This is a genomic window from Klebsiella sp. RCJ4, from assembly GCF_009025755.1.
Lineage (GTDB): Bacteria > Pseudomonadota > Gammaproteobacteria > Enterobacterales > Enterobacteriaceae > Klebsiella > Klebsiella michiganensis.
In genome coordinates, this window is record NZ_WCIN01000037.1 from 179980 (window position 1) to 192676 (window position 12697).

The window sequence follows — 12697 nt, forward strand, 5'->3', positions numbered from 1 at the left end:
GACTCGAACTCGCGACCCCGACCTTGGCAAGGTCGTGCTCTACCAACTGAGCTATTCCCGCATACTTCTGGCCATATTTCTATGGCGTCGTGATTTGTATTTCTGCTTCGTCACGGGAGGCGCATTATACGAGAATTCGATTTACCTGCAACCCCCCTGAGCGCAATTTTTTTCGTTTTTGGTTTAAGTGACCACTTTATCACCACACACCGGCCTGAATTGTCTAAATAACCAGCAAATGCGGCAAAATCACTTTTTCCCGGCCCGCTAAAGGCGCAAAATCGCTCAAGTTTATAGGCGGATATCGCCCGCTGACGGTCAACAACGATGACAACCAGGGAAATAAAATGAAAAAAGCGCTTACCGTCCTGCTGCTGGCCACGCTTGCCACAGGAACAGCATCGGCAACAACGCTACATTTTGGGACAACGACGGCCAATCCGCCGTATGAAACCGTCAATGGTAAAAATCAGCCCACGGGTTTTGATATCGACCTGGCCAACGCGCTGTGCAGGCAGATGCAGGTCGAATGCAAATTCACACCCCAGGGGTTCGATACCCTCATCCCGGCGCTGCGCTTTAAGAAATTCGACGCCTTGATTGCCGGTATCGAAGTGATTCCGATGCGAGAAAAGCAGGTTGCGTTCAGCCATCCCTATCGTCAGGCGCTGTCCGGCGTAGTTGTCACCGCGAAAGACGCCGCCCACACCTTTGCCGATCTGAAGGATAAAAAAATCGGCGTCGTGAAAGGCACCCTTCATCAGCACTATCTGCGGGAGAAACAAAAAGCCGTGCATGCGGTGCCTTACGACAGCGACGAAAGCGCCCTGAGCGCGCTGAAAGAAGGCGTGATTAGCGGCGTGATGGGCGATCAGGAGACGTTAACGAAATGGCTCCAGGATAACCCCGACTACGCCATGATGGACGAACGCGCCACGGATCCCGGCTACTACGGTAAGCAGTACGCCATTGCGGTACGTAAAGACGATCCTGAGCTGCTGAATAACATCAATGCCGCTCTGGATGTCGTAAAAGCCTCGCCGGAGTTCCAGGCCATGGAACAGAAGTGGTTTAAATAGTCGGGGGTATGACCGGGGCGTGTTGGCCCCGGCACGGGCGTTAAAGCTTAATAAAGTGTTCGCGATAGTAGGCCAGTTCCGCGACCGATTCGCGAATATCGTCCATCGCCTGATGGGTTCCTTGTTTCTTAAAACCGTCGAGAATTTCCGGCTTCCAGCGACGAGCCAGCTCTTTGAGCGTGCTGACGTCCAGATAGCGGTAGTGGAAATACGCTTCCAGCTCAGGCATATATTTAAACAAGAAGCGGCGATCCTGGCCGATGCTATTGCCGCAGATCGGCGACTTACCTGCCGGTACCCACTTTTTGAGGAATTCGATAGTCGCCAGTTCGGCTTCACGATCGCCCTGGGTACTCGCCTTCACCCGCTCCACCAGCCCGCTGCCGGTATGGGTACGCACGTTCCACTCGTCCATCAACGCCAGCTGCGCGTCTGACTGGTGCACCGCAATGGTCGGCCCTTCCGCCAGAATGTTCAGATTCGCGTCGGTCACCAGGGTGGCGATTTCGATGATGCGATCGCGCTCCGGATCCAGCCCCGTCATTTCAAGATCGATCCAAATCAGGTTGTTTTCATCTGCACTCATGTTATTTTCCACCCTTCTTACGTCACTATATTCATCTAAAATAGCGTGTATCATAGAGGTTTTGCCCGTACAGGGCGACCAGGAGCCAGTTCGATTGAGTAAAAATAAACTCTCCAAAGGCCAACAGCGCCGCGTGAAGGCCAACCACCAGCGCCGCCTGAAAACGACTTCGGAGAAGGCCGATTTTGATGACAACCTGTTCGGTGAGAAATCCGAAGGGACCGTCATTAGCCGCTTTGGCATGCATGCCGATGTCGAATCCGCCGACGGTAGCGTCCACCGTTGCAACATACGCCGCACTATCCGTTCGCTGGTCACCGGCGATCGCGTGGTCTGGCGGCCTGGCAAAAGCGAAGCTGACGGCGTCAACGTCAAGGGCATCGTCGAGGCCGTCCATGAACGGACCTCCGTACTGACGCGTCCGGATTTCTACGACGGCGTCAAACCCATCGCCGCCAATATCAATCAGATTGTCATTGTTTCCGCGATCTTGCCTGAGCTTTCTCCGAATATTATCGACCGCTACCTCGTGGCCTGCGAAACGCTGAACGTTGAGCCGCTGATCGTGCTCAATAAGATCGACCTGCTGGATCAGGCGAGCATGGACTTCGTCAACGAGCAAATGGACATTTATCGCCATATTGGTTACCGCGTACTGATGGTCTCCAGCCGCACGCAGGATGGCCTGAAGCCGCTTGAAGAGGCGCTCACCGATCGTATCAGTATCTTTGCCGGGCAGTCAGGGGTAGGCAAATCCAGCCTGCTGAACGCGCTGCTGGGCCTGCATGATGACCAAATCCTCACCAATGACGTTTCGGATGTCTCCGGACTGGGGCAGCACACCACCACGGCCGCGCGCCTGTACCACTTCCCGCACGGCGGCGATGTGATTGACTCGCCGGGCGTACGCGAGTTCGGCCTGTGGCATCTCGACGCGGAACAAATCACCCACGGCTTTGTCGAATTCCATGATTATTTAGGCCGCTGCAAATACCGCGACTGCAAACACGACAATGACCCGGGCTGCGCCATTCGCGAAGCGGTGGAGAAAGGCGAAATCGCCGAAAGCCGGTTTGAAAACTACCATCGCATTCTGGAAAGCATGGCGCAGGTACAGGTAAAAACGCGTAAAAGCTTTTCATCAACCGATGACTGACATTTAAGCTGAGCATCGTTAGAATCGTCCCCCTTTTTTCAGGCTCCGCTGCTCCGCGGGGCCAGGAACGACAAATAATGGCCTGGAGGCTACCTTGTTAAACGATCTTAAACTTTCACTGCAATACATTCTGCCTAAACTGTGGCTCACCCGCCTCGCAGGCTGGGGTGCACGCAAACGAGCAGGCTGGCTGACAAAACTAGTCATCGATCTGTTCGTGAAATATTACAAGGTCGATATGAAAGAGGCGCAAAAGCCTGACACCGCCAGCTACCGTACCTTTAACGACTTCTTCGTTCGCCCGCTGCGCGACGACGTCCGTCCGCTAAACACCGACCCGAGCGTGCTGGTAATGCCCGCCGACGGCGTCATCAGCCAACTGGGCGCCATTGAAGACGACAAAATTTTGCAGGCTAAAGGCCATAACTACAGCCTGGAAGCGCTGCTGGCCGGTAACTACCAGATGGCTGACCTGTTCCGTAACGGCAGCTTCGTTACCACCTATCTTTCGCCGCGCGATTACCACCGCGTGCATATGCCGTGCAACGGTATTCTGCGCGAAATGATCTACGTGCCGGGGGATCTGTTTTCCGTAAACCATCTGACCGCGCAAAACGTTCCGAATCTTTTTGCCCGCAACGAGCGCGTCATCTGCCTGTTCGATACTGAGTTTGGCCCTATGGTGCAAATCCTCGTCGGCGCCACCATCGTCGGCAGCATCGAAACCGTGTGGTCCGGTACCGTCACGCCGCCGCGCGAAGGCATCATTAAGCGCTGGACCTGGCCTGCTGGCGATAGCGAAGGCTCCGTCGCCCTGCTGAAAGGCCAGGAGATGGGCCGCTTTAAGCTGGGCTCCACGGTGATTAACCTGTTTGCTCCGGGCCAGGTGAAGCTGGTTGAGCAGTTACAAAGCCTGTCGGTGACCAAAATAGGCCAGCCGCTGGCGATCGCGCCTGAAGCTGCGGCGCCGGTAGAGCCCGCGCCGCTGGCGGAAGAAGAAGTCCGCGCTGAACACGCAGCCAGCCCGCTGGTTGACGATAAACAAGACGAAGGTTAATTCCTGAAAAAAGGTTACGCCGTGCGCCTGATATACACTTTCCTGTTGGCCTGGTGCCTCAGTTTTGGGGCGTACGCAGCGACAGCCCCGGATGCTAAACAGATAGCCCAGGAGCTGGAACAGGCGAAGGCGGCAAAGCCCGCCCAGCCTGAAACCGTTGAAGTCCTGCAATCTGCCCTGAACGCCCTTGAGGAGCGAAATGCTTCCCTTGAGCGCGCCCGTCAGTACCAGGACGTTATCGATAACTTCCCCAAACTGTCGCAAAACCTGCGCGCGCAGCTCAACAATCTCAGCGATGAGCCGCGCCAGGTCTCCACTACCCTCTCCTCCGATGCCCTGAACCAGGAGATTCTCCAGGTCAGCAGCCAGCTGCTGGAAGCCAGTCGTAAAGCCCAGCAGGAGCAGGATCGCGCCCGCGACATCGCCGACTCACTCAACCAGCTGCCGCAGCAGCAGAGCGATGCCCGCCGCCAGCTGAATGAGGTTGAACGCCGGGTCGGCGCGCAAAGCAGCAATACCCCGCTGGCACAGGCGCAAAATCTTGGTCTGCAGGCGGAGTCCGCGCGGCTGAAAGCGCTGGTCGATGAGCTGGATCTGGCGCAGCTTTCCGCCAATAACCGCCAGGAGCTCTCACGGTTGCGATCCGAGCTGGCGCAGAAAGAGAGCGAGCAGCTCGACGCCTGGCTACAGGCGCTGCGAAATCAGCTCAATAACCAACGGCAGCGTGAGGCGGAAAAAGCGCTGGAAAGCACCGAACTGCTGGCGGAAAACAGCGAAAACCTGCCGCCGGATATCGTGGCGCAGTTTAAAGTTAACCGCGAGCTGTCGCAGGCGCTTAACCAGCAGGCGCAGCGGATGGATTTGATCGCCTCGCAGCAGCGCCAGGCGACAAATCAGACCCTCCAGGTGCGTCAGGCGTTAAACACCCTGCGCGAGCAGTCCCAGTGGCTGGGCTCTTCCAACCTGCTTGGCGAAGCCCTGCGCGCGCAGGTGGCGCGGCTGCCGGAAATCCCGCGGCCGCAGCAGCTGGATACCGAAATGGCGCAGCTGCGCGTGCAGCGTTTACGCTATGAAGATCAGCTCGGCAAACAGCCGCAGCTAAGACAAATTCGTCAGGCCAGCGGTGAACCGCTCACCGCGGAACAGAACCGTATTCTGCAGGCCCAGATGCGCACGCAGACCGAGTTGCTCAACTCCCTGCTGCGCGGTGGCGATACGCTTATGCTCGAACTGACCAAGCTGAAGGTCGCTAACGGTCAGCTAGAGGATGCGCTTAAAGAGATCAACGAAGCGACCCATCGCTATCTGTTCTGGACCTCGGACGTCAGCCCAATCGGCTTCTCATGGCCGCTGGAGATCGTTCAGGATCTCCGCCGCCTGATCTCGCTCGATACCATGAGCCAGCTCGGTAAGGCCAGCATGATGATGCTGACCAGCAAAGAGACCCTGCTGCCGCTCTTCGTCGCGCTCATTCTGGTGGGGTTCAGTATTAGCTCACGCCGCCATTTCACCAGCTTCCTTGAGCGCTCCAGCGCGCGCGTCGGTAAGGTTACGCAGGATCACTTCTGGCTCACCCTGCGCACGGTGTTCTGGTCCATACTGGTGGCCTCGCCGCTGCCGGTGCTGTGGATGACGCTGGGCTACGGGCTGCAGGCCGCCTGGCCTTTCCCGCTGGCCGTGGCGATTGGCGATAGCGTCACCGCCACGGTACCGCTGCTGTGGGTCGTGATGATTTGCGCCACGTTCGCCCGCCCTAACGGCCTGTTTATCGCCCACTTTGGCTGGCCGCGCAGCCGCGTCAGCAAAGCGATGCGCTACTACCTGATGAGCATCGGGCTGATCGTGCCGCTGATTATGGCGCTGATTACTTTCGATAACCTCAACGATCGCGAGTTCTCCGCCTCGCTGGGCCGCCTCTGCTTTATGCTGATTTGCGGCGCGCTGGCGATGGTAACCCTGAGCCTGAAACGCGCCGGCATTCCGCTGTATCTCGACAAAGAAGGCAGCGGCGACAATATGCTGAACCGGCTGCTGTGGAATATGCTGCTCGGCGCGCCGCTGATAGCGATGCTGGCGGCGGCGATCGGCTATCTCGCCACGTCGCAGGCGCTGCTCGCCAGGCTTGAAACCTCGGTCGCTATCTGGTTCCTGCTGCTGGTGGTTTATCACATCATACGCCGCTGGATGCTGATCCAGCGGCGCCGCCTGGCGTTCGATCGCGCGAAGCACCGTCGGGCGGAGATCCTCGCCCAGCGCGCCCGCGGCGAAGAGGAAGTCCAGCATACCAGCAGCCCGGAAGGTTCGATGGAAGCTGAGGTCAGCGAGGTCGATCTTGATGCCATCAGTACCCAGTCGTTGCGTCTGGTGCGCTCCCTGCTGATGCTGATCGCGCTGGTGTCGGTTATCGTGCTGTGGTCAGAAATCCACTCCGCGTTTGGCTTCCTGGAGAATATCTCGCTGTGGGACGTCACCTCCACGGTACAGGGCGTTGAGAGCCTGGAGCCGATTACCCTCGGCGCGGTGCTGATAGCCATCCTGGTGCTGATTATTACTACCCAGCTGGTGCGCAACCTGCCCGCGCTGCTGGAGCTGGCTATCCTCCAGCATCTGGAACTGACGCCGGGCACCGGCTACGCCATCACCACCATCACTAAGTATCTGCTGATGCTGATCGGCGGTCTGGTCGGCTTCTCGATGATTGGGATTGAGTGGTCCAAGCTGCAGTGGCTTATTGCCGCGCTCGGTGTGGGTCTCGGTTTTGGCCTGCAGGAGATCTTCGCCAACTTTATCTCGGGCCTGATTATCCTGTTTGAGAAACCGATCCGCATTGGCGATACGGTCACCATTCGCGATCTCACCGGCAGCGTGACGCGTATTAATACCCGCGCCACCACCATCAGCGACTGGGACCGTAAAGAGATTATCGTACCGAACAAGGCGTTCATCACCGAACAGTTCATCAACTGGTCGCTGTCGGATTCCGTGACCCGCGTGGTGCTAACGGTGCCTGCTCCGGTAGATGCCGATACCGAAGAGGTGGCGCAGATCCTGTTAAATGCCGCGCACCGCTGTTCATTGGTTATCGATACCCCGGCGCCGGAAGCGTTTCTTGTTGATCTGCAGCAGGGGATCCAGATTTTCGAGCTGCGTATCTACGCCGCCGAAATGGGGCACCGGATGCCGCTGCGCCACGAGATGCACCAGCTGATTCTGGCCGGATTCCGCGAGCACGGTATCGATATGCCGTTCCCGCCGTTCCAGATGCGCCTGGAGAGCATCGATGGCAGAAAAAGCAGCAGGGCGCTGACCTCGGCAGGGAAAACCAGCCGCGCGCCCGGCAGCCTGTAAGAACGGCCTTGCCTGAACGCAGGCAAGGCCAGCGTTTTAGCTCTCCTGAACCATCAGCTGCACCGCCGTACGCCGGCGGTAATTCTCATAGATCCCCAGCGCCAGCAGCGAAAAGAAAGCCGGTCCGCCGACCATCCACATCGCGCTGCTCCAGTCACCTGCTTCCATCACCGGCTCAATCACGGTAAAGATATTGGCAAATGCCACCACCAGTACCACAACGGCGGTCGCCAGCAGCGTCGAGCCGCGGTGTTTAAAAATCACAAAGGGGCGATCGAGATCCTGCTTCGCCTTAAAAAAAGGAAATGCCAGCGTTAAAAACAGATACGGCAGCGTCATAGAGACATTCGCCATCAGCGTCAGTTTGTTATAAAACGCCGACGCGGTATCGCCCCCAAAGGAAACCAGCAGAATAAACACGCTCACCAGCAGGCACTGCCACCACATGGCGTTCGCCGGCATACCGTTAGCGTTAATTCGCGTCATTGCTGAAGGCCAGAGCGCTTTTGGCGTGCCCTGAATAATCGCCTTTAACGGCGAGTAGCTCAGGGTAAAGAAAGCGCCGGTATAAGCGAGGAACATGGCGAGTCCGGTGATTCTGGCAAACCATAATCCGCTCAGGGCGGCGACGGCGGGCGGCAGATGCATCGCATTAGCCAGGGTGGCGCCAAGGCGGGTCATCAGCACGTAGGTGATATTACCGAGGTTCGTGGAAGGGTTGCTCAATACCTGCTGCCAGTTGGCACTCACGCCCCACAGAACAATCGCCAGCGAATAGCCAACAGAAATGACGACCGCCGCGATAACAATACCTTTGGCAAAATTCTTTTCCGGCTGCTCGGTTTTATCCACCAGACCGCCAACCGCTTCGATTCCGCCGTAGGCAAAGATGGCAAAAACCACGAACGATAGCATCGCCAGACCGGACTGATAGCCTGGATTAGGCGAGGCCGTGAAATCCAATGGTTGGGCAAAATGGCCGCCGTTGAGCAGTAAAATCACCAGGCTCACCAGCAGCAGGACCAGGTTAAGGCCCATGACCGCGATCCCGCCGACGGCGGTAATTTTGGCGATTTTGTGCATGCCTTTTACCGCGACAAAGGTCACCAGCAGCATCCAGCACGCGGCAAGAATACCGACCGTTTGCGTGGAAGTCAGTCCGGCCAGCGCCCAGGATTGCGTTTTATCCGCGCCGAATAAGAATGTGGAAAACGGCACCCAAATTTTAGCCGCCGTGCTGACCATCCAGACCACATAGGATGAAAACCACATAAAGGCCCCCATAAACGCAAAGCGCGGGCCGACGCTATGATTCATCCATGAATAGATCCCGCCCTCCTCCTTACGATAGGCCGCCCCCATCTCCGCCATCATTAGCGCAAACGGGATAAAGAAAAACAGAGCGGAGAAGAGATAAAACGGCATCGCGCTGTAGCCCATCAGGTAGAACGCAGAGGGGCTGTTTGCAAAACCAAATACCGAGGTGAAGATCATTAATATCAGCCCAATCAGGCTCATCTTCTTTATTTGCTGGTGCATAAATCTATCCAAACGCGGTATCGCGGCAGAGGATGCCGGATAGCCCAAAAAAATGAGCGCGGATAGTAGCAAAAAACCAAATGGTTATTGTGGGTATTAGGGCTAAAAGGCGGGCTTCCCTTCCATCATCGAAAGAGAAGCTAAGAGAGGATCAGGCGCGGTCGACGGTGAAAGAGAGAACCTCACCGATGCTTTCTGCCCCCAGGGCCAGCATCACGACACGGTCAACGCCCAGCGCCACGCCGGAACAATCCGGCAGCCCGGCTTCGAGAGCGGCCAGCAGATTATGATCGATTGGCTGCTGCGGAAGGCCGCGAGCCGCACGCTTGCGGTTATCCTGCTCAAAACGCTGCCGCTGTTCGCGCGCGTCGGTCAGCTCATGAAAACCGTTCGCCAGCTCAATGCCTTTGTAATAGACCTCGAAACGCTCCGCCACGCGGTGATCTTCGGTGCTGATTTGCGCCAGCGATGCCTGACTTGCCGGGAAGTGATAAATAAACGTCGGACGATCTTTACCGATGTGCGGCTCGACGCCCATGGTAAAAAGTAGCTGAAGCAGCGTATCCCGGTCCTCTTCCGTATCGGCAATATTGCTCAGATCCAGCTTCGCCGCCGCTTCGCGCAGCTGCGTTTTATCCGCCGACAGCGGATCGATTTCCAGATGACGCTGGAAGGCTTGCTGATAGGAGAGGCTTTCGGCTGGCTGGCAGTCGAGGACCTGCTGGAGCAGATCGTCCACTTCATTGATCAGCCGGTACATGTCATAGCACGGACGATACCACTCCAGCATGGTGAATTCCGGGTTATGGTGGCGCCCCATCTCTTCATTGCGGAAGCTACGGCACAGCTGAAAGACCGGGCCGCAGCCGGCCGCCAGCAGGCGCTTCATGTGATACTCCGGGCTGGTCATCAGGTACAGATTCAGTCCCTGAGAATGACCAGGACCGACGAAACGCGTCTCAAACGGGACCATATGAATATCCGTCACCGTCGCCTGACTCATGCAGGGCGTCTCCACCTCCAGCACGCCGCGGTCGGTAAAGAAACGGCGAATTTCCGCCATCACCGCTGCACGTTTTAATAGATTTGGAATGGATGCGCTCGGCTGCCAGGTTGCCGTTTCGCTCATGGTACGTTCTCCGATTTGAAACAAGGGCACGAAGTCTACTCGTAACTGGCGGATGAAACAAATTTTGTGCGAATACGTAAACGCGTTACATACACTTAATTTATTGATAACCCAAAAACATAAAGCAATGAGATAAACGACCGCACAGAACGATAAAAAAATCGAACACGTCAATTTTCCCTCATAACCCTACGGCTATACTCCTTACCTATAAAGGAGCAGTGATACGTTTTCGCCAGCCCGGCGGCGAAATAAACAAAAACTGGAGGAATGTCGTGCAAACTTTTCAAGCCGATCTTGCCGTAATAGGCGCAGGCGGAGCAGGTCTTCGCGCCGCAATAGCCGCCGCGCAAGCTAATCCAAATGCAAAAATCGCTCTAATTTCAAAAGTCTATCCTATGCGCAGCCATACCGTTGCTGCTGAAGGGGGTTCCGCTGCCGTCGCGCAGGATCATGATAGCTTCGAGTACCATTTTCACGACACCGTTGCCGGCGGCGACTGGCTATGTGAGCAGGACGTCGTTGACTACTTCGTTCATCACTGCCCGACGGAAATGACCCAGCTCGAACAGTGGGGATGCCCGTGGAGCCGCCGCCCGGACGGCAGCGTCAACGTCCGGCGATTCGGCGGCATGAAGATCGAACGAACCTGGTTCGCTGCCGATAAAACCGGCTTTCATATGCTGCACACCCTGTTCCAGACCTCGCTTCAATTCCCGCAAATCCAACGCTTCGACGAACATTTTGTTCTGGATATTCTGGTCGATGATGGGCAGGCTCGCGGTCTGGTCGCGATGAATATGATGGAAGGTACGCTGGTGCAGATCCGCGCCAACGCGGTAGTTCTGGCTACCGGCGGCGCTGGACGCGTGTATCGCTACAATACCAACGGCGGTATCGTCACCGGCGACGGGATGGGTATGGCGCTCAGCCACGGCGTACCGCTGCGCGATATGGAGTTCGTGCAGTACCACCCCACCGGCCTGCCGGGCTCCGGTATTCTGATGACGGAAGGCTGCCGCGGCGAAGGCGGTATTCTGGTCAACAAGAACGGCTACCGCTACCTGCAGGATTACGGCATGGGTCCGGAAACCCCGCTGGGCGAACCGAAAAATAAATATATGGAGCTGGGTCCGCGCGATAAAGTCTCCCAGGCTTTCTGGCACGAATGGCGCAAGGGCAACACGATCCCTACGCCGCGAGGCGATGTGGTCTATCTCGATCTGCGCCATTTGGGTGAGAAAAAGCTGCTTGAACGTCTGCCGTTTATCTGTGAACTCGCGAAGGCCTACGTTGGCGTCGATCCGGTAAAAGAGCCGATTCCGGTGCGTCCAACCGCACACTACACCATGGGCGGGATTGAAACCGACCAGCAGTGTGAAACCCGTATCAAAGGGCTGTTTGCCGTTGGCGAATGTTCTTCTGTGGGTCTGCACGGCGCCAACCGCCTTGGCTCCAACTCCCTGGCGGAGCTGGTGGTCTTTGGTCGTCTGGCCGGTGAGCAGGCCATGCAGCGCGCAACCGAAGCGGGCGAAGCCAATAGCGCCGCGCTGGACGCGCAGGTCGTCGATATCGAGAAGCGCCTGAAAGATCTGGTTAATCAGGAAGGTAACGAGAACTGGGCGAAGATTCGCGACGACATGGGTCTGTCGATGGAAGAAGGCTGCGGCATCTACCGTACGCCGGAGCTCATGCAGAAAACGGTCGATAAGCTCGCCGAGCTGCAGGAGCGCTTCAAGCGCGTGCGGATCACCGACACGTCCAGCGTGTTCAATACCGACCTGCTGTACACCATCGAGCTGGGCCATGGCCTGAACGTCGCCGAATGTATGGCGCATTCCGCCCTCGCGCGTAAAGAGTCCCGCGGCGCGCATCAGCGCCTGGATGAAGGCTGCACCGAGCGCGACGACGTCAACTTCCTCAAGCATACCCTCGCCTTCCGCGATGCCGATGGTCACACCAGGCTGGAGTACAGTGATGTGAAAATCACCACTCTGCCGCCGGCAAAACGCGTGTACGGTGCGGAAGCGGAAGCAGCCGAGAAGAAGGAGACGACGAATGGCTGAGATGAAAAACATGAAAGTCGAAGTGGTGCGCTACAACCCGGAAGTGGACATCGCACCGCACAGCGCTTTCTATGAAGTTCCCTATGATGAGCAAACCTCGCTGCTTGATGCGCTGGGCTATATCAAAGACAATCTCGCGCCGGACCTCAGCTACCGCTGGTCCTGCCGTATGGCGATTTGCGGTTCCTGCGGCATGATGGTGAACAAGGTGCCAAAGCTGGCCTGTAAAACCTTCCTGCGCGAATACACCAAAGGCATTAAAGTCGAGGCGCTGGCTAACTTCCCGATTGAGCGCGATCTGGTGGTCGATATGACCCACTTTATTGAAAGCCTGGAAGCGATTAAGCCGTACATTATTGGCAACCCGCGCACGCCCGATCAGGGACCAAACAAGCAAACGCCGGCGCAGATGGCGAAATACCATCAGTTCTCCGGCTGCATCAACTGCGGCCTGTGCTACGCGGCCTGCCCGCAGTTTGGTCTTAATCCGGAGTTTATCGGCCCGGCGGCGATCACCCTCGCCCATCGCTACAACGAAGACAGCCGCGACCACGGTAAAAAGGAACGTATGGCGCAGCTTAACGGCCAGAATGGCGTCTGGACATGTACTTTCGTGGGCTACTGCTCCGAAGTCTGCCCGAAACACGTCGACCCGGCGGCCGCGATCCAGCAGGGCAAGGTAGAAAGCTCGAAAGACTTTCTTATCGCCACCCTGAAACCACGCTAAGGAGTGCAGT

Annotated in this window: 9 protein-coding genes; 6 read left to right on the plus strand and 3 right to left on the minus strand. The window is 57.0% G+C overall.

What is annotated here, in order from left to right:
* Positions 1 to 347: 347 nt before the first annotated feature.
* Positions 348 to 1079, plus strand: coding sequence for an arginine ABC transporter substrate-binding protein (locus F8562_RS14365; protein WP_014227616.1), 732 nt, complete (start codon positions 348 to 350; stop codon positions 1077 to 1079).
* Between the two features lie 40 nt (positions 1080 to 1119).
* Here F8562_RS14365 and orn read toward each other — a convergent pair whose 3' ends face one another.
* Positions 1120 to 1665: an oligoribonuclease gene (gene orn / locus F8562_RS14370; protein WP_004097954.1), complete on the minus strand. Its 546-nt coding sequence runs from the start codon at positions 1663 to 1665 to the stop codon at positions 1120 to 1122.
* A 94-nt stretch (positions 1666 to 1759) separates the two neighbouring features.
* Between orn and rsgA the strand changes: the two genes are divergently transcribed.
* The 3 genes from rsgA (at position 1760) to mscM (ending at position 7226) form a co-directional block, all read left to right on the plus strand.
* Positions 1760 to 2821, plus strand: coding sequence for a small ribosomal subunit biogenesis GTPase RsgA (rsgA, locus tag F8562_RS14375; protein ID WP_004097952.1), 1062 nt, complete (start codon positions 1760 to 1762; stop codon positions 2819 to 2821).
* Between the two features lie 94 nt (positions 2822 to 2915).
* Complete coding sequence (gene asd, locus F8562_RS14380; protein WP_014227615.1) at positions 2916 to 3878, plus strand: archaetidylserine decarboxylase; 963 nt, start codon at positions 2916 to 2918, stop codon at positions 3876 to 3878.
* 21 nt (positions 3879 to 3899) lie between these two features.
* A complete protein-coding gene (mscM, locus tag F8562_RS14385; RefSeq protein WP_014837180.1) occupies positions 3900 to 7226 on the plus strand; it encodes a miniconductance mechanosensitive channel MscM in 3327 nt (1108 codons plus the stop codon).
* Between the two features lie 36 nt (positions 7227 to 7262).
* On the opposite strand, the gene yjeM is transcribed toward mscM, so the two are convergent.
* Together yjeM and epmA are read right to left on the minus strand one after the other, a co-directional pair.
* Positions 7263 to 8765, minus strand: a complete 1503-nt coding sequence (yjeM, locus tag F8562_RS14390) for a glutamate/gamma-aminobutyrate family transporter YjeM (protein ID WP_014837179.1) — start codon at positions 8763 to 8765, stop codon at positions 7263 to 7265.
* Between the two features lie 151 nt (positions 8766 to 8916).
* Positions 8917 to 9894 (minus strand): elongation factor P--(R)-beta-lysine ligase, encoded by a 978-nt coding sequence (gene epmA / locus F8562_RS14395; protein ID WP_014227612.1) that lies wholly within the window; start codon positions 9892 to 9894, stop codon positions 8917 to 8919.
* Positions 9895 to 10169: 275 nt separating this feature from the next.
* On the opposite strand from epmA, the gene frdA reads away from it, so the two are divergent.
* Both frdA and F8562_RS14405 read left to right on the plus strand, forming a co-directional pair.
* Entirely contained in the window at positions 10170 to 11960 is a 1791-nt protein-coding gene (frdA, locus tag F8562_RS14400) for a fumarate reductase (quinol) flavoprotein subunit (protein ID WP_042934248.1), read from the plus strand.
* On the plus strand, positions 11953 to 12687 hold the full coding sequence (locus F8562_RS14405; RefSeq protein ID WP_004109180.1) for a succinate dehydrogenase/fumarate reductase iron-sulfur subunit: 735 nt from the start codon (positions 11953 to 11955) through the stop codon (positions 12685 to 12687). Before frdA ends, F8562_RS14405 begins: the two co-directional genes overlap by 8 nt.
* Positions 12688 to 12697 lie beyond the last annotated feature (10 nt).

Coding starts and splice junctions, on each gene's coding strand:
- epmA (WP_014227612.1), bottom strand. CDS start 9,894: ATGAGCGAAACGGCAACCTGGCAGCCGAGCGCATCCATTCCAAATCTA.
- orn (WP_004097954.1), bottom strand. CDS start 1,665: ATGAGTGCAGATGAAAACAACCTGATTTGGATCGATCTTGAAATGACG.
- F8562_RS14405 (WP_004109180.1), top strand. CDS start 11,953: ATGGCTGAGATGAAAAACATGAAAGTCGAAGTGGTGCGCTACAACCCG.
- yjeM (WP_014837179.1), bottom strand. CDS start 8,765: ATGCACCAGCAAATAAAGAAGATGAGCCTGATTGGGCTGATATTAATG.
- F8562_RS14365 (WP_014227616.1), top strand. CDS start 348: ATGAAAAAAGCGCTTACCGTCCTGCTGCTGGCCACGCTTGCCACAGGA.